This is a genomic window from Acinetobacter pecorum (genome assembly GCF_014837015.1).
GTDB lineage: Bacteria > Pseudomonadota > Gammaproteobacteria > Pseudomonadales > Moraxellaceae > Acinetobacter > Acinetobacter pecorum.
The window spans coordinates 21,001-41,869 of the sequence record NZ_JACSPT010000020.1 but is presented as its reverse complement, the minus strand read 5'-3'; the positions used below and the strand labels follow the sequence as shown (position 1 = coordinate 41,869).

The window sequence follows — 20,869 nt, the reverse complement described above, 5'->3', positions numbered from 1 at the left end:
TAAGTAAAGGAATAGATATGTCAAAATCAGCTTTATTAGTTATCGACTTACAAAATGAATATCTACCTACAGGTAAATTACCATTGGTAAATATTGAACAAGCTGCTGCTAATGCAGTGAAAGTAATTGCGAAGGCCCGTAAACAGGGTACTCAAGTGATTCATGTCCAACATATTGCTGATGCTGAATCTCCTATATTTGAACCTAGCTCAAATGGTATTGAATTTCAGGACACAGTTAAGCCGCAAGAAGATGAATCTGTGATCATTAAAAATCACATCAATGCGTTCTTAAACACGAATCTCAAAGAAATTTTAGATAGCAATCAAGTGACTGAGTTAGTCGTGATTGGTGCTATGAGCCATATGTGTATTGATGCTGCTGTTCGTGCTGCTTCTGATTTTGGTTATAAGGTAAAAGTTATTCATGATGCTTGTGCAACACTAGACTTGGAATTTAATGGCGTTAAAGTACCTGCTGGTCATGTCCATGCAACATTAATGGCCGCTTTTGAATTTGCATATGCTCAAGTGATATCAACTGAAGATTATGTTAGTTAAAGATTAAGATTTTCTAAAATTAACATAATACACGTTATATGAACCTAAAAATGGGAGCCTTTAGCTCCCATTTTTACTATATTTTTTAAAGTTTTAGGCGTGTTGTACAGTGAGTTTTAAGCCTAAAGCATTTACTACACGATTAATCGTATCAAAACGTGGTGCTGAATCATGACGTAGGGCTTTGTAGAGTGCCTCACGCCCAATCCCTGCTTCTTTAGCAATTTGAGTCATGCCACGAGCTTTAGCAATAACACCAAGTGCATGGGCTAATTCAGCTGGATCATTATCTTCAAGAACCATATTGAGATACATCACAATGTCTTCTTCAGTTTTGAGTGACTCAGCCATATCAAAACTTGGTAAATCAGCGACTTTAACCATTTTAATCCTCCAATGTTTTCGATAATTTAACTGCACGATCGATGTCTTGTTGTTGAGTCGATTTATCTCCTCCACCAAGCATTACAATCACTACGTCACCATGTTGGATGTAATACATTCTCCATCCAGCACCGAAGAATTCTCTCATTTCCCAAACGCCATCTTGGAGAGGCTTAATGTCTCCCCAATTTCCACGTTGAACCTTATCTAATCTACGATTCAGGCGAATACGGGTCATATTGTCTTTAATGCCATCCAACCATTCATCAAATTCTGGCAGACGTTTAATTTCAATCATGAGAATTCCTTATCTTCTCACTATATTGTATTCGATCGAATACAATATGCAAGTAATCTATACGAACATCCATTAATTTCGTATAACAACCATTATGTTAAATTGAATAGGAAGTAAGTGCAGACCTATTACTTTGGCCAAGCTCAGGCATAAGAATTATTACAGTAAGTGTTTAGCTAAGTAAGAATGCATAAACTTTTTGAAATTAAGACTTTACACTAAAAAAGGCTAAGATTTTTTGTTGGAATTTTATCATTAAACTTTTTCTGTTTCTCCATATTCATTAAACAAATATATCTATTACTTAATGAAATTTCATTTGTGTTAACAGTATATTTTCGTTTTTTATAAAAGAGTTGATCACTACCATTGATTTCTTTAGGAACATAAAATGTTCTTCCTCTGTAATTTGAAAGGAGACTAGAAGAATCTAAGTTTTTAAATAACTTCATAAAAAAGAACTTTTTATGCCATGTTTTTTCTATGCTTAATAGATCATTAATATCTAAAAGATTTTTATTTTTTTTAAAAAACAATTCACCTATATTATCTACAAATAAACCAAATTCACTCTGAATAAACTGATTATAAATAAAATTCTTAGACTCCCAAAACTGATCTAATAACCTATAGTTAATATCTCTACTGCTTTTTAAAAATACCTCATTAGCTATTTTATCTTTATCAAAAAAATCATGACCTATAAATAACCCACTTTGGTATATTCCATTAATTGTACTTACATTAAATTTACTGCTAAAAATATCTCCACCAAGATCTTTTTCTATTTTTTTATCTAGTAAAGATTTAATAAAATTAATATCTAAATTATTTTTTAGTATTTTATTTAAGTCACTAAGCTGTGAAAACTCACCATCGATAATTAAACTCCCTAGAGTATGATGATCCATATTTAATTTTCTAGATAAGTAACCTGACACACTGTGAGAAAGAGGGAAATGACCAATATCATTTAATAGCCCTGCAACGCATAAGTGTTTGGTTAATTCTTGATCATAACATCTAGCATTACTAATTTTGTAGATTAAAGAAGCAATATTTATAGAATGTTGAGCTCTACTGATATCTTTTTTCCCATTTACTTTCTCTACTAGGCCAATAGCACCTAAGAAAGTAATACCGTCTAATCTCCTAAAGGCAGAAGTGCTTGTGATCAACTGATATATATTACTTTTTATGAAATATGGGTCTGAAAAATACTGCTTGTTATTACAACACAGAGAATCCTTTTCTAATCTCATAAAATTTTACCTAACAAAAATTCAAATATAGTCTTAATCCTAATATTTTATAAAATTCTCAGAAATTATGTCAGTAGTGACTATAAAATAATAAAAGTAATTTTTATGAATTTTAGTTACAATAATTTTTTATTCTATAAACTATTTTCTCTAATAATATTTTTTAGTTCAAGTTAACTCATTTTTGCTGCAATACATAATTAAAAGATCTCAACAATAAAATTAAAAAACTCTTACTTCTTTAAATTAAACTTAGTTAACCTGAATCCTGCTTAAGCCACCGCCTTACTAACTTGAATCGTTGGCTTATCCACAAATTCCAAAAGAATTATGGAAAGAAAGGATTAGAATTAAGAATATCTAAAATTAACATAATACATCTTATACGAACTCAAAAAAATGAGGATCCTATAGTCCTCATTTCGCATAATCGCTATTATGTTAAGTGGAATAGGATGTAATGTGTATAGACATCTATTACATGATCGTTCATCATTTTTTATTTAATTAAAAAACTGATATCAAATGGAAAAACTATATTTAGTAACAGGTGCCAGTAGAGGAATTGGTCGGGCCATCTGTGAAAAAATTATTAGCGAAGGTAATCAAGTTATTGGTATCGCTAGAAATATTGAAAATATCGACTTTCCTGGAAAAATATTTAAATGTGATTTAACAAATATTGATCAAACTCAAGAGATCCTACAAACCATTTCATCTTCATATCAGATAAATGGAATCATCAATAATGCTGGTATTAGTCTCCCTGAACCATTAGGCAAGATTAATTTAGACTCATTACAGGATGTATGGAACTTGAATGTTAGGTCGGCTATTCAAGTCACTCAGCACTTTATTGAAGATCTAAAAAAACAAAAATCTGGTCGAATTATTAATATTGGTAGCCGTGCTATGTATGGTTCTAAAGACAGAACCTCTTATGCTGCTGCAAAAAGTGCTTTAGTCGGTTGTACACGTACCTGGGCTCTTGAACTAGCGGAATATGGCATTACAGTGAATTGTGTTGCCCCAGGTCCGATTGAAACGGAACTTTTTAGAAAGACTCGACCTAAAGGAAGTGATGCTGAAAAAGTATTATTAGCCAAAATTCCTCTTGGTAGAGTAGGTACACCAGAGGATGTAGGTCATGCCGTATCATTCTTATTATCGGAGAATTCAAGCTTCATTACAGGACAAGTAATTAATGTTGATGGGGGCGGTAGTTTATAAAGTTTAAAAAATATTTTAGTAGTTAACTGACGTTTAATTTTTCTAAAATTAACATAATACGGATTATGCGAAGCCCTGAAATAAAATCAGGGCTTTAGTTATTCAACTTTACATTTCAACAAGGATTGATTCGCCTGTAGAACAATCCCCATTACGCCATTGCCACTTTTCAATTAACTTAATTTTCCCATTGGTTTGGATCTCAATCTCAGTATTACATTCACCTATACGTAATTCATTCATCTCATTGATGTGGTGGTACGCCATAGTGAAAGTTTTCTCAGAAGTCATGAAACCTAGTAAATGTCCATTCGTAATACCACCACCAGCATATGTAGCTTCTATATGCTCACCTACTTGGTAATAATTAAAAATAGTTTCATGGGATACTTCTCCATTAGATGTATTTTTAGCATTTACAAATTTTTTATTATTCAGATTTAAGTTCATTTCTACTCTTTAATTTCCCTAAAATTAACATAATACACCTTATACGAAATGCTTGAATTTTACCTATAAGCATCAATATCTTATATGAAACCATGATGGGATTCAGCGCACTATCATGGTTTCTTTGTGACTATTTACGTTCCACGCTTACTATTTGAGTAATGCTCCATGGTTTTGATAAGCCTAGATGAACAATCAGATCAGCCATAGAGCTTAAAGAATCGGCTCCAGAAGCCTCTTTTTTCGGGTTCTGTTTCCATTTGTTGAGGGGGAGCAATCCGTTTAGGTGAACCGTACTGGGTTTGTCGGAGACAAGTTTTTAATATCTAAATTTATGTAACTATAAGGTATAGCCTAACGGAACAATTCAAGATCTAACAAAATCATATAAAAATCCGTATCTATAGACTTAACTTTATATTTAGGTACAATATGTATCTATAAATCTAATATCTAACGGTACAAAATGCCTAATCAAGTCGGTTACATTCGAGTCAGTTCAACTGAACAAAATACTGAACGTCAATTAGATGGAATCCACCTAGATAAAAAATTCACAGAGAAGGCTAGCGGTGGTAGCCGAGAACGTCCTCAATTGAACACTATGCTCGAATACCTTCGTGATGGGGATACGGTGCATGTTCACAGTATTGACCGCTTGGCGCGTAATACGAATGACCTGAATGACATTGTGAACAGCCTGAATGCTCGTGGCATAACCATCATTTTTCATAAAGAAAATCTGACCTTCAGCCATGATGTAGCACAATCAGCAATGAATAAGCTTATGTTCCAGATGCTCGCTGCATTCGCTGAATTTGAACGCTCCATGATCCGTGAACGTCAAAAGGAAGGTATTGCTAAAGCCAAAGCAAAAGGCTTGTATAAAGGCAGGAAGCGCAAAGTAGATTATTCAGAAATACAAAAAGCCATGCAGGAAGATGGCTCGACTTTTAGAAGTGTGGCTAAAAGATTTGGAGTAGGTATTGCTACAGTGCAAAGGGCTTTAGAACATAAGCCTTAAAGGTGATCAGTCATCAAGGCTTGCTTTCTTAATCATTATGCTGCTTTGAGTTCAGCAATCTTACGTTTCAACTGTGCCAATACTACGGCTGAAGATCCGACTTGGAAGCATGGAAGCTTCTGTGTTGAAATATGCATATCATCAAGATAGCTTGCAACTTTAATATGACCTAAAGATTTTAAACCGCTAATACGTGCATTGTTAATCAAATGAGCTAGCATTTTTGTTGAAATATTAATCTCACCTGTAAATGAAGATTCAAAATTGGTTAATGCAATTTCAGTCGCTTCTAAAAATAAGCTTGCATCGTCTTTTAATGTTTCCGCTGCTTGCTTTAATGAATCCTCTAATACTGCTTTAAATAATGCCTTTGAAATAAATGAAGCATATGCAGCTTTTAAACAAAATGGTTTAAATAATTCCAAGTCTACATTTTTAGGGCATTTAGTCTCTGCAATTTGCTGAGTCCGTTGATTAATTAATTCACGGTTTTTCATAAACCAATCTTTCTGATCCCAACGTAAATTTGATTTTTCACGACCAAGAGTGGTGTTGCTGTCATCTTCTAAATTTGGAAGATCTTCAGCGTTTTCAGTTTTAAATAAATATTCCTTAGTACCAATGTAAGAAGGGTTGAGTTTAGATAAGCCAATATCTGCATTCGATGTGATCAGGATTTGATGACCTAAGCATTCAAGCTCTTCTTTCGTATGCGGACGGAATGGGTTAGGCAGTTCTTTATCATACAAAGCAAGGATCGGCTTATGTTTTGGATCTTCCATGAGTTTGTTTTTCACAATACCGTTCATTAGTTTGTCTGCTGAAAATACATAACCAAACGCCTGTGAACCAATCACTAATGCAACATGCTTTTTCAGTTCTTCTGGAACAACAAGCAACATATCATTCTTCGTATCTTTGCCTGAACATGCTGCCATTGCTGTTAAGACAAGATCATCACGGTCTGCTTCATTTAAGAATTCTGGCAGGGTCTTTTGAGTAAATGCAGATTTACGATCAAAAATCTCTTTGGCTTCAGTCTGTGTTTCAAAGTTGAACTCGTCATTTTCTACAGGAGCATTTTGCTCTTCTGCTTCTAAGCGTTTTAGTTCAGCCTTTTGATCTTCATTCAGCATGTTAATTGCGTTTAGGGCTTGGAGTTGTTCTAAAGAAAGTTTCATATTTTTACCTTTATATTTGACTATTGATTAAGTCCTGCTGTTATCAGGATTTCCATATCGTTGCGCTCCGATGGATGCAAATATATTGCTTAAAACAGCAAAAGTAAATTGTGAGTTTACTTTTAATTTTTAATTGATTAATTAATATTCATTGTACTTATGCGTTTTTATGATAAAATACAGTCATAGTAAGGGGTTGAGATATGTCAGAAATTTTTAATGAAGATTCAGTTGTTACGACTGTAGATGCAATTCTAGGATTAGTATTGGCTACTATTAGAGCAGAAAAAAAAATTACTCAAGAACAAGCAGCAAGTTGTTTAGGTGTTACTAAAGCCGCTATTTCAAATATGGAAAAGGGAAAATCTAAATTTGCTGTGGTTCAGGTTTATCAACTTGCAGCATTTTATGGGACAGAACCTAGATCTGTATTTAGTGCATTAGATGAAGCTCTGACAAATGATGAAGTTAAAGTTCAGGCATTAAACGGCACATTGCTTACTTCAAACAATGAGTTACTTGAGTCACTAGCTAGAGCAAAAGATGGATCGGCAGCAATTGCATACTTGGGAGGTGGTAGTCTTAGTGCATCACCTAGTACAGCAGGTACAGTATTACTTAGTACAGCAGCTTTCGCATTAGGTGGACCAATAGTAGGTGGTGTTGCTCTTGCAGGTATGTTAGGCAAAAAATTTATGAAAAAAGTTCTTGAATCAACTGACAACCAAGATAATAAAAAAGCTCCGTAAGGAGCTTTTCTTTTATTCAGATATAATCTTATCGTCTTTTTTGAGGATCACTTGATTGTATTTTTTACTCAAAATTTCCTCATACTTTTCTTTACCAAGCTTGTTTTTAGCATGAGCTTTCAAAATTTCTCGAACATAATCAGCAAAAGAATCAGTTTGGCCTGACTTCAATGCTTCTTCAAACACTTGCTCAATGGCTAAGAACTCTTCAACAAATACAGGTATATTGATCGCTGTACCATGCTTATTGCGTTTACGCTTTTCTTTGGTTGGATCTACATCATCTTCTACCCAAACTTTTTTAGCACCATTTTTAGCATGATGACGCTCAATCACTTTAGGTTGATCCTGTTTCTTGGCTTCATCTTCTTTTTCTGCTTGTGTCTTCAATAACTCTGCACGTTGTTCGGGCGTTAAAGTATCTTTTGTTTCAGCAGCTTCAGTCGGCTTTTCTTCACGTTTACGAATTACATTAGCCATATCAAAGAGCCTCTAATAACCAATTATAAAAATCATCTTTTGCTTTATTTGAAGCCATTTCTAAAACAGATTGGCTTGCAGCAGCAGCTTCTTTAAATTGCACACGTTCATGCAACTTAGCTTTCATAGCTGTATAAGATGGGTACTCAGATGTCAGATATTCAATTGTTGTATCTGCATCCTTAGACTTAGCATTTGTACTTGCACGACTGATAAAGAAAAACTTTTTCAAGTTTGGATTAGCTTTAGCCTGGATCTCATCAACGAATGCCGTAACTTGTGGCAAAACGTCTAAATCAAATTGGCTTGTTTGGGTTGGAATATATAGACGATCAGCTACAAATAAGGTTGAACGAAATTCTTTTGAATCTTTACCCGCCACATCAACAACAATATTGTCATAAGTTTTGGCTAATTTGCTAAGTTCAGTATCAATCTCACCTTGTAGATAGACACAATCAAAGTCTTTTGATTCACGGTATTTATGCCAGGTTAAAGCTGTCTTCTGGTCATCGGCATCAACTAAGACTACTGAGCCTTTAGTTGATAAGTAATAAGCTAAATTTGTTGCTGTAGTGCTTTTTCCTACGCCACCTTTCCTATTGGCGATTACGTATATTGCCATATATGTTTAACTCTATTATTTAGTTTTAAATATACAACGATAATACAGTGTATTTTTAAGAGTATAAAGAAGAATTTATCTTTATTTGATAAGTGGATACGGTATGATGTGCTGCATTAGTTTGGGGACTTTATGAAAGAGCATATCTATAAAAATTTAGGAAAATATGGTTTCTTAGGTGCTGGGTTATTTATTATCTTAGCAATACTCTTATTTAATCATTATTGGAGTGCTTTAGGTGTAAATCCGAAAACTACGATGCTACCTGAAATTACAAAAGAGTATGAGGAGTTTAAAGACTATACAACTTTACTTTTTTATTTGATTTCAGCAGTTGGTTCAATTTTATCATCTTTACTAATAATTCTTTTTTATGGTGCATGGAAGGAGCAACATAATAAAACTGTAATATCAGATGAAGCAAAAAAAGTTTGGAATCTTTTAGTAGAGCTTTCAATAGAGACGCTAGATTTGGACCATGACTACTATAATCTACAAGTTTCTGATTATCTTTATTTCAATGAGAATAAAAAAATATTAGATAAAATCGAGAATATTAAAAAGAATACAGAAAACGCAATGGTACGTTTTGATTATTTTAATGAACTCTCAGGTAGTAAAGATGCTTCAATTTTATATATGGAATTTTATGGAATATATAAAGACTATAAAACTTACTTAGAAAAAATTGGTGATAAAGAGACTGTCTCAGATATTGAAGTAACCGAAACTGATTTTAGAGAAAGACTTTGTGAAGCCAATCAGAATATAAGGCTACATTTAAGACAATTCATTCTTGCATAAAATCACCTAGTCCAACTAAGGAAATAAAAGTAGGATTATTGTATTATTTCGAGGGGTATATGAGCAAAGAAATAGAGAAGTATGTAGGTTTGTACTTACTGGTCTATGTTGCGGTTTTAGCAGTCTGTGGCTTTTTTCAATATATGGCAGTTTGTCAGGGAAAGTCGTTAGCTTGTGCTTTTGACATGCAAGGTATAAATACCATCATCACTACAACTGCTTATGTAATAACCCCTATCGTAGCTATTATTGGTTTTCTGTCGTGGAAAGATCAGCACAATCGTCAAGTTATATCGAAAGATGCTAAAGCTATTTGGAATATTCTAAATATTGAAACAAAACTTATTGTAGATATTAATACTAAAATTCAAGATAGTTCTCATTCTTCAACGGTTATTGATCCTCGGAATCCAACAAGGTTCGTAAGATCCTGTTTGCAATTTATAAGTAAACTTGACGAAAATGGTTCAGAAAAATTTAATTTTCTTTTGTTAGCTGAAAGTCCAAAAACAAGTATCCTATTGACTAATTACATGGAAGCCACAAATAAATTTATTGATATAGTAAATCTAGCTTTTGAAGAAGGATCTACACATGAACAGATTAAAAGACAAGTTCTGGATAGCATAGCGAAAGTGTCAATAGCACATTTTGAGTTAAAAATAGATTTAAAGAAGTACATCTTTATAAAATAACCCCCCTGCTCCATTTCGGAAACAAGGGTAAAGGATAATCAGTCTTTGTAGTAAATGCCTTTAGCTCCAATTGATCTAAGGGCCATTAATTGCAGTAATGAAATTCAATGCCTATCATCTAGTTTCACATCAATTAAATGTAGTGTGATAAATAAGTTGATCATTAGGTAAGTGATTAATACGGCTTCCATTAGTAGTCTCCAAAATGTGTTTTAATGTCTTTCATATTGTCGTCATAAGATCCGTAAAAATCATCTGAGCTATAATCAATATCTAACTCATCTGAATATGCATCTTCAAACTTTAAATAATTAACTGCAATTTCTGCATCTGCATTGAATAGGGTTAATTCCCCTTTTTTATAATCTTGTTTGATGTCTTGTAAGTGAGCATAAAGTTGATCATCAATTTCTGCTGCTTCTACGTTTGTGCCGTTATATAAACCTGTACTTAATATTTTTGCTTTTACTAATTTGTTGTATGCAGTTTTAGTTAATTTTTTCATTCCTGTTCCTGGTTAATCTTTAAAGGGAATGCTTAGTTCCCTCGCCCTTTTGAGTATTGCTTCAGCTTCTTCAGCATTAATGAAATACTCAGTATGTATATGTTCTTTCTTTTTGTGGTCTATGTAAGTGATGATGCGTTTTGATGGGATTCTTTCAGGATAGATCTCTTCCAATAGGCTATGTACCTGGTCCTTATTTATCTCTGCAAGCATGGATAAATCATAGGTTGAAAGGAACTGATCTAGCTCCTCCCATGCCCCCTTAAACTTATTCAAAATCACTAGATTCAAGTTCTACTTTCAACTTACGTGTTAACCAAACTAAACCTTTACCTGTCACTCGTACTTGTGTTCCATAATTTGAAGCTACAAGTTTTAAATGATTGCGGTCATGTGCTGCGAATGGTTTATACGTTGCTGAAGTCTTTCCATATATCCATCCGTTAGCTAATAGCCAATCAGTAAGATCTTTAGGACGCATTTTAAGAAGTTTAGCTGTATCTCTTATAGTGTATGTGTTGTCACGATTAGCAATGATGTCATATACATCTGCTTTTGGCTGAATCACTTCAATCACTTGTTGTTGTTGAGCTACCTGTAAAACTAATTGTTCTTTTTGCTCTTCTAGTTGAGCTGCTAATAGCAATGCCTGACTGAAAGTAGTTGGTACTGCAAATTGTTGTTGAGCTTCTAGTTCATTCCATCTTTTGATGATTGCCATTCTGAGCTGTACGTTGTATCCCGATACCAAACAAATTGATAAATCTTTGTTCAGTAGGATCTCTGCCGTCATATTGTTAGGTGCTAAAATTACTTGATATTCCTCAGAACCCAAATTTGGGGACTGAAGCTGTTCAAGCATAGAACGAATGTCACGGATCACATGGTCATGACGCTTACCTGTCAGATTCGCAATCTCTCTAGAAGACATAGTTTGAACTGTAGGAGTAGATACAACTGAAATTGGAGTAGTGTTATATGCTGTTGCGTTTTGAGTATTTAATACTAATGATGTCATTATTTTTTTATCCTTTAAATAATAAATATTTTGAGTCCGCAATATCCTGATTGGATGCAGACTTAATATATTGAGTTGTTTATTTTTTTATAGTCAGTGATGTTTTTTAATATGGGCTGACTATGCCCCACTAATGTTTTTATTGTTTTCTTTATATTGAGAAGTATATCGAATTAAAATATAGATTGCAATAGTTTAAAATATGTGATATGAAATTTTAAAAATACCAAGCAATCATTAGATAAAATAAAATTATTTGATTTTAACAACCAATAATCCATTTTCACCTTTAACTTTAGTTGGTTTTAAATCGTACCAATCAAATAAATCTTTTGCTTTTGGAGTTCTATTAATTTCTAGAGCTTCATAAATTGTTCGTAGTTTTTCTTTTGCTTCGGCATTAGAAATAAATTCACTTAAACGTAAAGCTAATCTAGCCTGGATAGTACGTTTATTATCTGTAGCTGCAAATTGAGCTTCATACAGCTCATCAATATCTTTATTTCTATAGCGCAATGCTTTGATCTTTTCAGCTCCAAGAGCATCATAGTATTTAGCAAAGTTCTTATTTCGGGCATCAATCAAGGCAACGATTTGATCATCTTTCTTCTCTTTAGCAGCCACGTACTCTTCCATCGTTTCACTAAAACTTTGATAACCACTCAAGAGCTTAGACATACCTGAGATTGGGCTAGTAAATTGAACCTGTTTTGATTCATCAGTTAATAGTTCACGGAATGAAGCTGAATAACCTGAAGCGTTATGATCAACGCCTTCAACATCACGTACTACATAAGTTGCTTCCATAGCTTCAAATGATTGAAGTTCTGATTTTAAAGCAACATCAGATACATAGAATTGTTTGGTTTCATCGTTTAAGAAGATGTATGGATCTTTACCAATACTGTCCAGAAGTGCTTTTACAACAGCAGGCTTATCTTTATTGGTAGGACTATTCAAAGCTTCAAGTAAATCATTTGAACCTTTAATTTTAGTCAGTACATTTGATTGCCATTCTTCTTTAGTACAGCTTGCAACTTCAGGAACATTGCTCAATAAAATATTGATAGATTCATTATATTGGCTGTCTCGCAATCTTCCGCATATTTGTGGAACTAATACTGCAAAATCAATCTTGGTATAGTCACGTAAACCATTAATGATGATGTAAGTTTTACCATGCTCATCATAAATATCAGCACCTTCAAACATGGTTGAAGTATAGAAATTCAGCTTACCTACTGGCTTTTCTACAACATCGTCAACTAATCCCCATGCACCTAATTTAGTATCTAGTTTCTTCTCATTACGTGCAGACTTAGAACAGATCAATCGGATCTCATCACGATTGAAAACAGGTTTACCATCAGTACCAACAATCTTGCTTAACCACTCCATAACCTGAGTAATTTCTTTAACTGAGTTATAGAAAATATGAGCATTCCCTTCTTCACGACCAAGCAAGAAGCTCAAACATAAATTGAATAAGGCATTGTTGATACTCACACCTTTATCTAATTTTTGTAGGTTAAATTTAACAGCTCTTACGTTATCCCATTCAATTGTACATAAAGGTAAATGCCCAATCAGATCAGGGAAATATTCACGCTTAGTTGGTGTAGCGGTCAAAAATACATAGGATGCAAATTTATTGTAGTTATGCAGGATGAACTCGCATTTAGGGGCTTTGAATGAACCTAAATTAACAAGTGTATGCGCTTCATCAACGAGTAGTTTGAACTCACCTGGAACAAAACCTTTAATCTTCATTAAAGCAGGAAGTGAATCAAAGGTGCAGATGATCTTTCTTGGCTTTGAACGATCTGCTAATTGCTCAGAAATTTCAGCATCATTATCAGTCCATTCACCACCACGTTTGATGATATTGATATGGTCTAAATGTTCGTTATCGGCAACTTTGGATTTAAGTAAATTAACGTATGGTACTAATACCACATAATCAACAGCATTTCTTAAAACCAACGTGGTGCCACCACAGCCAGTAATTTGTTTATTGATATAGCAATTTTCAGGGAAGTCTTTAATAAGATCCGAAAGTCGTTTAGAAGAGTCGCCGGCTTTAATTGTAATTGTGTTTTCTTGAGTGCTTTGTTGAATACTTACTGCATCATCAATGATTAAATCTTGTAATTCCATTATTGGGTATACCTAAATAGGTCTTATATTTTCATGTCATTTATATATATGTTTAAGCAGTTAGAGGGTGCTTATCCCCTATTTCGTGCATTGTATAAAATTTGAATATCAATGTCAACTATTTTTTTTGACATTAAAATATAGTAAACAACACCTAAGCTATTGATATTTATATATCAGATAAAGATTTAACATCTAATAAATTTAGCATTTCTATACGAGAAATAGAGCTTTTTTAGAAAAAAATAGACAGAAAAATTCCCCTAATCAAACATCGGATTCACAACTACAATTAAAAAATAAGGTGCGTTATTCACGCCAACAAATAGTTTCAATTATCTGATACCATCATGGGCGTGATACTTTGATCTGACGTTGCTCTGTTTCTATAGTGACTCGATTTAGATATTGATTGTTCGCAACAACAGCTCAAAGTTTGAATTTAAAAGAGTCTAAAAATTAAAAAGATGTTCTAAAAAAATTAGACAGTGTATAAAATCTAAAATATTCTTATAAATACTGGTTTTTTATGGTGTTTTATAAATAAAATTGTCTAATTTTTTTGACATTTCCGCATTACTATTACAAGTAGGGTAATGGAAAAGTAGAAGTTATCAACAGATATAAATTTGTTGTTTCTTGTTTTTCAAGAATAAAGAATTAAATAATAAATAACCATTCAATTTAAAGCTCTAAGGAGCTTCAAATCTCATTCTTTTCTATTTACTTATTTTTTACTTAACCTATAACAAACTAAAATCATATTTGTATCCTATCGGACACAAACATATTTTTACTTTTAACAGCCAATAACAATCTTAAACCTGAACTGTACCTTAACAGGCACAGATCCATATTTAATCTTGAACTGGCTGCTCTTTACTTACTTGTTTTTTAAATACCTATTAACTAAATAATTAATTAAATAGTAGATAGAAATAGAATTGATATCTGTAACATACTTTCTATGTCACTGTATCCTTACGGACACAACACCATATCAACCATTAACAGACAGTATTCAATCTATCATCCATATTGTGTACTACCGTACACAACAAGGACTCACATTGAACTGTCTGCTACTACTCTGTTTATTAGTATTCCAAAGAATAGTTTAAATAGCCTATGCAGATTAGGCATTCTTATTACTAAAATTTATAAAGGTTGACAAATAATATAAAAAATGATAATGTATTATCTGTTTTCATATAACAAATAGTTATACTAAACAGCCATAAAACCGAAGGCTTAAAATCACATCAAAAATAATAAGAAAAACATTAAATTAAAAAGAGAAACTATGTATTCAGTATATAAAATCTATCAAGCTGATAAGCTCGTACTTGTCACATATTACGACATCATTCCTGAGTTTACAGATACCACTAAACTAAAACTAATCTTAAATGGACCAACTATTCCTATTGCTCTATTTGAGGATTACTACAAATCCCCTGATCTGTTTTCTATTACTACTCATGAAACAAGTATCTACAACGCCTTAGATGCTAATCAGATCATTAAAGAAGAATTAAAACTTATAGGTACTGATAAAGCTGATACTAGGCCAAAACTTAAAGCAACTAAAAAACCTCGTACTAAAAAAGTAGTTAAACAAAATGAAGATTAAGGGATGCAAACGACAATCCTTTATAGATCAAGCTGTACTAAATGGTGGACAGCCTATCTTCTACTTAATCAAATGTTGGGATAAGGAAGAGTCGTTTTATAAATTGGGTGTTACAGTCAATAACATACTGACTCGTTACGGCACAGTACGCTCAATGCCTTATGAATGGCAAATCCTACTTGAATTACCTGGAACAGCCGAAGCCGTCTATGACTTGGAAGTACAATTCAAAACAGAAATGGAAAGTTTTCATTACAGACCAAAAATTAGTTTTAATGGTTCAACAACAGAATGCTATACAGATTTAAGTGAAGATTTAAAAAAAATTATTTCTGAGCAATGTTGATGTACATTGTCTTTAATTTTGCACAATCAGGATCTTCAGTTTCGAGCAGTTTGAATCCATGATTCTCATATAGTCTAATTAATCCTGGTATATTTTCACATTCTAAGAAAATAACTCTTCCACCAATCAATGATTGGACTTTAGAGATCACAGTGTATACATCGTCAAGTATTAACTGAAGATTCAAGTAGTTATTATTAATGCCTTTATTTTTTCCAATTTGGCCTATAAGAAAAGCTTTAATGCGGCTTGCATTCTTACTTATTCCATCTAAATTTTTAATTTCTGTTTTGCTGATTTTTTTATTTTCTAGGACAATTTCTTTGAAGGTTAAAGAAAAATAGCCTAAAAGATTTGAAGTTTCATCATCTAGAATAATGTAGGTTCTTGAGTTCTCGGTTAACTCAAAGCGAATAGCCTTATTCGGATTTACAAGAAAATCTTCAACATCAGAATTTTGAGGGCATGAAAAAGATGACAGAATTTCGTTTAGTTCACTTGGACTAAACGCTTCTATCATCTCGCTGAGCTGGACAAGCGTTTTTTTAATAACTGAATACCTTTTGCATTCTCTACTTTGAGATCTCGTTTCTTAATTTCAACATAACGAGGGTTAGCAATATCTTCACTGATCATCTTGATTGCAGTAGGATTGCTCACCACAAAGTTTTTATTAAAAGAGACAGTAGCCATAAGGTTTCTTCTCCTATTTAGATAATGTCATTATATAACGAATGAGGACAATTAGAAAGTATAGGGAACATGAGAACAATTGAAATTAAAAACACTATATATTGTATCTAAGTTTCATTATAACCACTACATATTGACAAATTGGAGATATTGTGATATAGTTCATACACTTACTTAGACAGACTTAGGCTAAGTAATAATTACAATTATAAGTAATACCAAACTAGGTCAGTCATTTTATATATCCTTTATTTAATCAATTACTCATAGCTTATCTAGGTAGGCTATCAGATCCCCTTTTTAAGCCACTTTAGTTTTCTCTTTCTAATTTGGCTTATTCTTTTACAACTATTTATACAACTATAAATACACATATAAATATAACAATAGATAAGATCTGTATCTAAACAGACATAACCTTTTTTAAAAAAGAAATCAACCTAATCAAGCCATAACAGGCACAGCAACTACAGTACAACAACAATAAGAATTAAAGACAAGACTGCATAGCTTCCTGAGCTTTCTAAAACCTGAACAGGGTTGAAAACAAGTTTTCTAAGTAGAGATAAACATCTCCTTCTATATACCTACGTGCGTGTACGTGCGCGCGCATTTTGCATCATTGGATGCCACGTAAACATAAGAACAAAGATACGGTAAGACGCACCTAGACAGCGTTAAGGACGTTGGCTCTGCTCAAGACAATACAGCTTCATCGTATTGGCTTGATCCGAAGGACAACAGGCCTGGTCGCAAGAAACGCCTACATACAAACATCAAAACAATAACTACGGAATTAAAGAAATGGGATCAAAACCTAAAATCGTACAGCAAGAGTCACCAGAAGAAATTGAGCGTAAAGCAAAGGAACTCGCTCAAAAAGAATCTAATGAGAACTCAGCAGTTAGACGTAAAAACAAACAAAGCACAGCATTAGGAAGTTTGGTAGATGGTCAGACAGCCTTATCAAGTTTAGCAGCACCTAAAACAAAGACAGGAACTTAAATGGTAGACAGCGTACAAATATTAAAACGCTTGTCTCAACTTAAATCAGATCGAATTAAACATGAAGCTCACTGGAAGGAATGCTACAAATATTGCGCTCCTGAAAGACAACAAAGCTTTACCGATGTATCAGCCTTAGCCTTAGAAACAGAACGTAAACAGGCACGTACAGATTTATATGACACGACAGCAGTTGAAGGTATTCAGCTCTTAGTCAGTTCAATTGTAAGCGGTACGACCTCCCCTGTTAGCCTATGGTTCAAATCTATTCCAAGCGGTGTAGATACTCCTTCACAACTCACTCAGGGCGAACAATGGCTTAACTTGGTTGATAACTTTATCTTCCGTAATATTCATTCTTCAAACTTCGATAGTGAAGTAACAGACTTTCTTACTGACTTAGTAGTGGCAGGATGGGCTGTATTATTTGCAGATACCAATAGAGAAAAAGGTGGATTCACATTTAATACCTGGTCTATTGGCAATTGTTATATCAGCTCTACACAAGCTTCAGGCCTTATAGACACGATATACAGAGAATTTGAATTATCAGCAGAACAGATCGTATCTGAATTTGGCATAGACAACGTATCAGACAAAGTTAAAACAGCACTCGATAAGAAACCTGATCAGAAGTTTATTTTAGTACAGGCAATCTTCCCTAGAGATAAGAAGCTCGTTAAAGGTGAAGCAGGACAACGTGTTTCAACAGCAATGCCTTTTGCTTCATACACAATCGAAGCTCAATCAAAACATATCTTGAAAGAATCAGGTTATGAAGAGTTCCCTTGTATCGTCTCTCGTTTTAAGAAAATTCCAGACTCACATTATGGCTTGGGTATGGGATCTATGGTTATTAGTGACTGCAAGACAACCAATCAGCTTATGAAACTCTCTCTACAGACAGCAGAGCTAAACCTCGGTGGCCTATGGATCAGTCAACACGATGGCGTTATTAATCCTAATACATTGCGTATTCGACCTAATGCAATCATAGCTGCAAACAGTGTAGATGCGATTAAACGACTAGATACAGGATCAGCGAATGTTGGTATGGGCTTAGACTTCCTTCAACACTTCCAAGCTAAGATTAAACGTACTTTGATGAGTGACCAATTGACACCTCAAGGAAGTTCACCATTAACCGCTACAGAGATCCAAGCTAGAGTAAACGTATATCGAAATCAGTTAGGTGCAATTTTCTCTCGTATGCAATCTGAATATCTCCAAACACTACTAGAACGTGTATGGGGTCTATCAATGAGATCAGGAATGTTACCTCCTGCACCTGAAGAGTTAATGCAAGCTTCACGTATTAGTTTTAATTTCCTTAATCCTATGGCAAGTAGTCAAAAACTTTCCTGGGTAACAAGTATCCAAGAACTTATGTTGAATGTCGGTCAGATGGCACAGATTGATCCTACAGTGATGGATAACTTGAACATGGATGCAATGGTACAGATATGTGCTGACGCTCTAGCAGTACCAACTGAAGCGATTAGAACGGATGAAGAAATAGCAGAACTCAGACAAGCCAAACAGGAACAACAACAGGCTATGCAAGAGCAGCAACAACAGCAAGCTCTTATGTCACAAGTAGGTCAGACAGGCTTGGACATAGCGAAAGATCAAGCAAGGAACATGACACCTGAACAGCTAGGAGAAATGTTTGCACAATAATCAATATAAAAGAGTCTTTACCAGTGAAGAAGGTATCAAAGTATTAGATGAACTTATTTCAATCTTTCATGCCAAGTTAGCATTTGATAAAGACTCAGCAACTCAGACAGCTTTCAATCTAGGTCAAGCCGATGTAATCAACTACATATTGGCTCGTATCAAAGAAGCTGAACAGAACAAGTAATAAGAATAAAAAAGAGAATAAGAATGACAGACAACGTAGAACAAATCGAAAACGTAACTGACTCAAATATAGAAAATACAACGATTAATACAGTATTAAGTACAGGTAATAATACAACTATATATACAAGTATTCCTGAAAAATTCAAGGTAACAGCAGAAGATGGATCGGTAGACTACAAAGCAACAGTAGCAAAGCTTTCAGAATCGTATAGCGGTTTAGAGAAGCGTGTAGGTACTGGCGACCTTCCACCAAAGACAGTAGATGACTACAAACTTGAACGTGAAGACTTTGAAGAGTTTAAAGCAGATGAATCAAATAAAGAATTTCTAGCTGAAGCTCATAAGCATGGGATCACGAACAAGCAATTAGACTTCCTTATTTCTGAATACGATAAAAGAGCTGTAGACCTGGTATCCAATAGTTCACAGATTGATACGGATACGACAGTACAGACACTTCAACAAGAATGGGGTGATAAATATGAGTCAAATATCTTCAATGCAGTTAAAGCAGCTAAAGCCTGTGGCATTACAGAAGATCAGATTCAAGATCCTCTGATTGGCAACAACATAGCATTCATTAAGATGGCAGCTTACTTCGGCTCACAGTTAAATGAAGACAAGCCAATCAGTAACGGTTCAGTAGTCAGTACAGACATTCAATCCTTAATGCGTAGTGAAGCCTTTTTCAATGTTAAACATCCTGACCACAAATCAGTAAAGGCTCAGATTGATTCGTATTACGACAGCCTAAGAAAATAATTTCTATAGCTCCTGAAGTGGCGTTCAGATAAAGCTTTAAGCCATACAGTCCTTGTGTAGAGCATGTGACTGTATCAACTCTTATCAGCCCGATATGGACAACTGAAACAACAATAAGCTCTACAACCACAATACAATCATAGAACTAAAAATACAATGATAAATAGTTTTATAAATACAAAAAATAATTATAAAAAATAAACAAGGACAATAAAAACAATGGCATATTCAAGCATTGATTCAGTATTCGTTAAACAGTATGCGGATACTTATGTAGCACTCTTAGAACAAAAAGAATCTAAACTTTTATCAACAGTAACCAATATTGGCTCTGTAACAGGTACTTCATTCACAGTAAATGAGATGGGTACTTTAGGTGATGTACTGGCAACTCCTGACCGTTTCGGCAACACATCTTATGTAGATGCATCATTCGCTTCTCGTTTAGCAACAATGAATGACTTCTCTAACTTTTCCAGACTTGCAATACAGGACCTGCCTAAGCTCAAGGCTAATCCACAAGATCAACTATTAACTCGCTTACATTCAAAATGGAATCGTAAAGTAGATTCAGTTGTATATAACGCTCTTCTTGGTAACGCTCCACGTAAAGAAGTTGGTGCAGACACTTATACAAACGTAGCTCTTCCTGCTTCTCAAATCTTAGGTGATGCAGCAACTCCAATCAGTAAACAACTTCTGATCGACATCCGTACTAAGTTCACTAAAAATTTGGCTGACGATGAAGAGATCTATATCACTTATAACGCTGACTTACTAAACGCTTTACTAGCAGATACTACTCTTACTTCAGCAGATTACCTTGCAGGGCAAATGCTCCAACGTGGAGAGGTATCAAACTTTTTAGGCTTTAATTTTGTCCACTATGAAGGCATTACAGCAGCAGATGGTCTATCAGCTACAGGGGTAGCCTATACTCGTAGCTCAGTAGAGATTGGTGTGAATAGCATTTCTCCATTGAAGATCGTAGAAGTTGAAACAGCTAACCGTTTCCATTCAATTGGCCACATTGAATCAGTTGGTGCTGTACGTACCGATGAGAAGAAAGTAGTTGCTTTCAAGTTTAAAATTTAATTGTAAAAATACAACTATAAATAGAAGTTTAAATACAACTAAATAAA

26 protein-coding genes are annotated in these 20,869 nt (G+C 34.0%); 13 read left to right on the top strand and 13 right to left on the bottom strand.

Annotated elements, in window-relative coordinates; all coding sequences use genetic code 11:
• The first annotated feature begins 17 nt into the window (after window positions 1-17).
• Window positions 18-560 (top strand): cysteine hydrolase family protein, encoded by a 543-nt coding sequence (locus tag H9629_RS13155; protein ID WP_180075587.1) that lies wholly within the window; start codon window positions 18-20, stop codon window positions 558-560.
• A 93-nt stretch (window positions 561-653) separates the two neighbouring features.
• On the opposite strand, the gene H9629_RS13150 is transcribed toward H9629_RS13155, so the two are convergent.
• From H9629_RS13150 to H9629_RS13140, 3 genes are all read right to left on the bottom strand, one after another.
• Window positions 654-944: an addiction module antidote protein gene (locus H9629_RS13150; protein ID WP_060875721.1), complete on the bottom strand. Its 291-nt coding sequence runs from the start codon at window positions 942-944 to the stop codon at window positions 654-656.
• Window position 945: 1 nt separating this feature from the next.
• Entirely contained in the window at window positions 946-1,242 is a 297-nt protein-coding gene (locus H9629_RS13145; RefSeq protein ID WP_005175534.1) for a type II toxin-antitoxin system RelE/ParE family toxin, read from the bottom strand.
• 218 nt (window positions 1,243-1,460) lie between these two features.
• Window positions 1,461-2,504 carry an HD domain-containing protein gene (locus tag H9629_RS13140; protein WP_191731260.1) on the bottom strand — a complete coding sequence of 348 codons (1,044 nt, stop codon included), beginning with the start codon at window positions 2,502-2,504 and terminating at the stop codon, window positions 1,461-1,463.
• A 525-nt stretch (window positions 2,505-3,029) separates the two neighbouring features.
• Between H9629_RS13140 and H9629_RS13135 the strand changes: the two genes are divergently transcribed.
• The gene (locus H9629_RS13135) at window positions 3,030-3,734 is read left to right on the top strand and encodes an SDR family oxidoreductase (protein ID WP_191731259.1); all 705 of its coding nucleotides are present in this window, start codon (window positions 3,030-3,032) and stop codon (window positions 3,732-3,734) included.
• Between the two features lie 108 nt (window positions 3,735-3,842).
• Here the strand turns inward: H9629_RS13135 and H9629_RS13130 are convergent, their stop codons facing one another.
• Window positions 3,843-4,184, bottom strand: coding sequence for a hypothetical protein (locus H9629_RS13130; RefSeq protein ID WP_191731258.1), 342 nt, complete (start codon window positions 4,182-4,184; stop codon window positions 3,843-3,845).
• Window positions 4,185-4,650: 466 nt separating this feature from the next.
• Here H9629_RS13130 and H9629_RS13125 point away from each other — a divergent pair, with 466 nt between their 5' ends.
• The gene (locus H9629_RS13125) at window positions 4,651-5,208 is read left to right on the top strand and encodes a recombinase family protein (protein ID WP_191731257.1); all 558 of its coding nucleotides are present in this window, start codon (window positions 4,651-4,653) and stop codon (window positions 5,206-5,208) included.
• 35 nt (window positions 5,209-5,243) lie between these two features.
• Here H9629_RS13125 and H9629_RS13120 read toward each other — a convergent pair whose 3' ends face one another.
• Window positions 5,244-6,389: a hypothetical protein gene (locus tag H9629_RS13120; protein WP_191731256.1), complete on the bottom strand. Its 1,146-nt coding sequence runs from the start codon at window positions 6,387-6,389 to the stop codon at window positions 5,244-5,246.
• 203 nt (window positions 6,390-6,592) lie between these two features.
• Here H9629_RS13120 and H9629_RS13115 point away from each other — a divergent pair, with 203 nt between their 5' ends.
• Window positions 6,593-7,138: a helix-turn-helix transcriptional regulator gene (locus H9629_RS13115; protein WP_191731255.1), complete on the top strand. Its 546-nt coding sequence runs from the start codon at window positions 6,593-6,595 to the stop codon at window positions 7,136-7,138.
• Window positions 7,139-7,150: 12 nt separating this feature from the next.
• On the opposite strand, the gene H9629_RS13110 is transcribed toward H9629_RS13115, so the two are convergent.
• Complete coding sequence (locus H9629_RS13110; RefSeq protein WP_191731254.1) at window positions 7,151-7,618, bottom strand: hypothetical protein; 468 nt, start codon at window positions 7,616-7,618, stop codon at window positions 7,151-7,153.
• A gap of 1 nt (window position 7,619) precedes the next feature.
• Entirely contained in the window at window positions 7,620-8,243 is a 624-nt protein-coding gene (locus H9629_RS13105; protein WP_168379746.1) for an AAA family ATPase, read from the bottom strand.
• A gap of 132 nt (window positions 8,244-8,375) precedes the next feature.
• On the opposite strand from H9629_RS13105, the gene H9629_RS13100 reads away from it, so the two are divergent.
• Both H9629_RS13100 and H9629_RS15400 read left to right on the top strand, forming a co-directional pair.
• On the top strand, window positions 8,376-9,047 hold the full coding sequence (locus tag H9629_RS13100) for a hypothetical protein (protein WP_191731253.1): 672 nt from the start codon (window positions 8,376-8,378) through the stop codon (window positions 9,045-9,047).
• 59 nt (window positions 9,048-9,106) lie between these two features.
• The gene (locus H9629_RS15400; protein ID WP_225215809.1) at window positions 9,107-9,742 is read left to right on the top strand and encodes a hypothetical protein; all 636 of its coding nucleotides are present in this window, start codon (window positions 9,107-9,109) and stop codon (window positions 9,740-9,742) included.
• A 190-nt stretch (window positions 9,743-9,932) separates the two neighbouring features.
• On the opposite strand, the gene H9629_RS13090 is transcribed toward H9629_RS15400, so the two are convergent.
• The 4 genes from H9629_RS13090 to H9629_RS13075 form a co-directional block, all read right to left on the bottom strand.
• Window positions 9,933-10,247 carry a hypothetical protein gene (locus H9629_RS13090; RefSeq protein ID WP_191731252.1) on the bottom strand — a complete coding sequence of 105 codons (315 nt, stop codon included), beginning with the start codon at window positions 10,245-10,247 and terminating at the stop codon, window positions 9,933-9,935.
• 12 nt (window positions 10,248-10,259) lie between these two features.
• Window positions 10,260-10,523: a hypothetical protein gene (locus tag H9629_RS13085; RefSeq protein ID WP_191731251.1), complete on the bottom strand. Its 264-nt coding sequence runs from the start codon at window positions 10,521-10,523 to the stop codon at window positions 10,260-10,262.
• Window positions 10,516-11,265 carry a Rha family transcriptional regulator gene (locus H9629_RS13080; RefSeq protein ID WP_191731250.1) on the bottom strand — a complete coding sequence of 250 codons (750 nt, stop codon included), beginning with the start codon at window positions 11,263-11,265 and terminating at the stop codon, window positions 10,516-10,518. The genes H9629_RS13085 and H9629_RS13080 overlap by 8 nt, the downstream gene beginning before the upstream one ends.
• Window positions 11,266-11,517: 252 nt before the next feature.
• Window positions 11,518-13,422 (bottom strand): DEAD/DEAH box helicase family protein, encoded by a 1,905-nt coding sequence (locus tag H9629_RS13075; protein ID WP_191731249.1) that lies wholly within the window; start codon window positions 13,420-13,422, stop codon window positions 11,518-11,520.
• 1,303 nt (window positions 13,423-14,725) lie between these two features.
• Here H9629_RS13075 and H9629_RS13070 point away from each other — a divergent pair.
• A complete protein-coding gene (locus H9629_RS13070) occupies window positions 14,726-15,055 on the top strand; it encodes a hypothetical protein (protein ID WP_191731248.1) in 330 nt (109 codons plus the stop codon).
• Entirely contained in the window at window positions 15,045-15,401 is a 357-nt protein-coding gene (locus H9629_RS13065; RefSeq protein ID WP_191731247.1) for a hypothetical protein, read from the top strand. Before H9629_RS13070 ends, H9629_RS13065 begins: the two co-directional genes overlap by 11 nt.
• On the opposite strand, the gene H9629_RS13060 is transcribed toward H9629_RS13065, so the two are convergent.
• The gene (locus H9629_RS13060; RefSeq protein WP_191731246.1) at window positions 15,382-15,921 is read right to left on the bottom strand and encodes an acetyltransferase; all 540 of its coding nucleotides are present in this window, start codon (window positions 15,919-15,921) and stop codon (window positions 15,382-15,384) included. The genes H9629_RS13065 and H9629_RS13060 overlap by 20 nt on opposite strands.
• Window positions 15,918-16,094, bottom strand: a complete 177-nt coding sequence (locus H9629_RS13055) for a hypothetical protein (protein ID WP_191731245.1) — start codon at window positions 16,092-16,094, stop codon at window positions 15,918-15,920. Before H9629_RS13055 ends, H9629_RS13060 begins: the two co-directional genes overlap by 4 nt.
• Before the next feature lie 804 nt (window positions 16,095-16,898).
• Here H9629_RS13055 and H9629_RS13050 point away from each other — a divergent pair.
• The 5 genes from H9629_RS13050 to H9629_RS13030 all read left to right on the top strand — a co-directional run bounded on the left by H9629_RS13050 (window position 16,899) and on the right by H9629_RS13030 (window position 20,822).
• Complete coding sequence (locus H9629_RS13050) at window positions 16,899-17,099, top strand: hypothetical protein (protein WP_191731244.1); 201 nt, start codon at window positions 16,899-16,901, stop codon at window positions 17,097-17,099.
• On the top strand, window positions 17,100-18,779 hold the full coding sequence (locus H9629_RS13045; protein WP_191731243.1) for a portal protein: 1,680 nt from the start codon (window positions 17,100-17,102) through the stop codon (window positions 18,777-18,779).
• Window positions 18,769-18,963 carry a Bbp19 family protein gene (locus H9629_RS13040; RefSeq protein ID WP_191731242.1) on the top strand — a complete coding sequence of 65 codons (195 nt, stop codon included), beginning with the start codon at window positions 18,769-18,771 and terminating at the stop codon, window positions 18,961-18,963. The genes H9629_RS13045 and H9629_RS13040 overlap by 11 nt, the downstream gene beginning before the upstream one ends.
• A 23-nt stretch (window positions 18,964-18,986) precedes the next feature.
• Window positions 18,987-19,727, top strand: a complete 741-nt coding sequence (locus tag H9629_RS13035) for a hypothetical protein (RefSeq protein WP_191731241.1) — start codon at window positions 18,987-18,989, stop codon at window positions 19,725-19,727.
• A gap of 219 nt (window positions 19,728-19,946) precedes the next feature.
• On the top strand, window positions 19,947-20,822 hold the full coding sequence (locus H9629_RS13030) for a phage capsid protein (protein ID WP_191731240.1): 876 nt from the start codon (window positions 19,947-19,949) through the stop codon (window positions 20,820-20,822).
• Window positions 20,823-20,869 lie beyond the last annotated feature (47 nt).

Excerpts from the sequence above, each read along its gene's own strand:
- H9629_RS13070 (WP_191731248.1), top strand. The coding sequence starts at position 14,726 with ATGTATTCAGTATATAAAATCTATCAAGCTGATAAGCTCGTACTTGTC.
- H9629_RS13045 (WP_191731243.1), top strand. The coding sequence starts at position 17,100 with ATGGTAGACAGCGTACAAATATTAAAACGCTTGTCTCAACTTAAATCA.
- H9629_RS13080 (WP_191731250.1), bottom strand. The coding sequence starts at position 11,265 with ATGACATCATTAGTATTAAATACTCAAAACGCAACAGCATATAACACT.
- H9629_RS13075 (WP_191731249.1), bottom strand. The coding sequence starts at position 13,422 with ATGGAATTACAAGATTTAATCATTGATGATGCAGTAAGTATTCAACAA.
- H9629_RS13100 (WP_191731253.1), top strand. The coding sequence starts at position 8,376 with ATGAAAGAGCATATCTATAAAAATTTAGGAAAATATGGTTTCTTAGGT.
- H9629_RS13135 (WP_191731259.1), top strand. The coding sequence starts at position 3,030 with ATGGAAAAACTATATTTAGTAACAGGTGCCAGTAGAGGAATTGGTCGG.
- H9629_RS13110 (WP_191731254.1), bottom strand. The coding sequence starts at position 7,618 with ATGGCTAATGTAATTCGTAAACGTGAAGAAAAGCCGACTGAAGCTGCT.
- H9629_RS13105 (WP_168379746.1), bottom strand. The coding sequence starts at position 8,243 with ATGGCAATATACGTAATCGCCAATAGGAAAGGTGGCGTAGGAAAAAGC.
- H9629_RS13035 (WP_191731241.1), top strand. The coding sequence starts at position 18,987 with ATGACAGACAACGTAGAACAAATCGAAAACGTAACTGACTCAAATATA.
- H9629_RS13150 (WP_060875721.1), bottom strand. The coding sequence starts at position 944 with ATGGTTAAAGTCGCTGATTTACCAAGTTTTGATATGGCTGAGTCACTC.
- H9629_RS13125 (WP_191731257.1), top strand. The coding sequence starts at position 4,651 with ATGCCTAATCAAGTCGGTTACATTCGAGTCAGTTCAACTGAACAAAAT.
- H9629_RS13120 (WP_191731256.1), bottom strand. The coding sequence starts at position 6,389 with ATGAAACTTTCTTTAGAACAACTCCAAGCCCTAAACGCAATTAACATG.
- H9629_RS15400 (WP_225215809.1), top strand. The coding sequence starts at position 9,107 with ATGAGCAAAGAAATAGAGAAGTATGTAGGTTTGTACTTACTGGTCTAT.
- H9629_RS13050 (WP_191731244.1), top strand. The coding sequence starts at position 16,899 with ATGGGATCAAAACCTAAAATCGTACAGCAAGAGTCACCAGAAGAAATT.
- H9629_RS13155 (WP_180075587.1), top strand. The coding sequence starts at position 18 with ATGTCAAAATCAGCTTTATTAGTTATCGACTTACAAAATGAATATCTA.
- H9629_RS13065 (WP_191731247.1), top strand. The coding sequence starts at position 15,045 with ATGAAGATTAAGGGATGCAAACGACAATCCTTTATAGATCAAGCTGTA.
- H9629_RS13140 (WP_191731260.1), bottom strand. The coding sequence starts at position 2,504 with ATGAGATTAGAAAAGGATTCTCTGTGTTGTAATAACAAGCAGTATTTT.
- H9629_RS13090 (WP_191731252.1), bottom strand. The coding sequence starts at position 10,247 with ATGAAAAAATTAACTAAAACTGCATACAACAAATTAGTAAAAGCAAAA.
- H9629_RS13115 (WP_191731255.1), top strand. The coding sequence starts at position 6,593 with ATGTCAGAAATTTTTAATGAAGATTCAGTTGTTACGACTGTAGATGCA.
- H9629_RS13130 (WP_191731258.1), bottom strand. The coding sequence starts at position 4,184 with ATGAACTTAAATCTGAATAATAAAAAATTTGTAAATGCTAAAAATACA.
- H9629_RS13055 (WP_191731245.1), bottom strand. The coding sequence starts at position 16,094 with ATGGCTACTGTCTCTTTTAATAAAAACTTTGTGGTGAGCAATCCTACT.
- H9629_RS13060 (WP_191731246.1), bottom strand. The coding sequence starts at position 15,921 with ATGATAGAAGCGTTTAGTCCAAGTGAACTAAACGAAATTCTGTCATCT.
- H9629_RS13030 (WP_191731240.1), top strand. The coding sequence starts at position 19,947 with ATGGCATATTCAAGCATTGATTCAGTATTCGTTAAACAGTATGCGGAT.
- H9629_RS13145 (WP_005175534.1), bottom strand. The coding sequence starts at position 1,242 with ATGATTGAAATTAAACGTCTGCCAGAATTTGATGAATGGTTGGATGGC.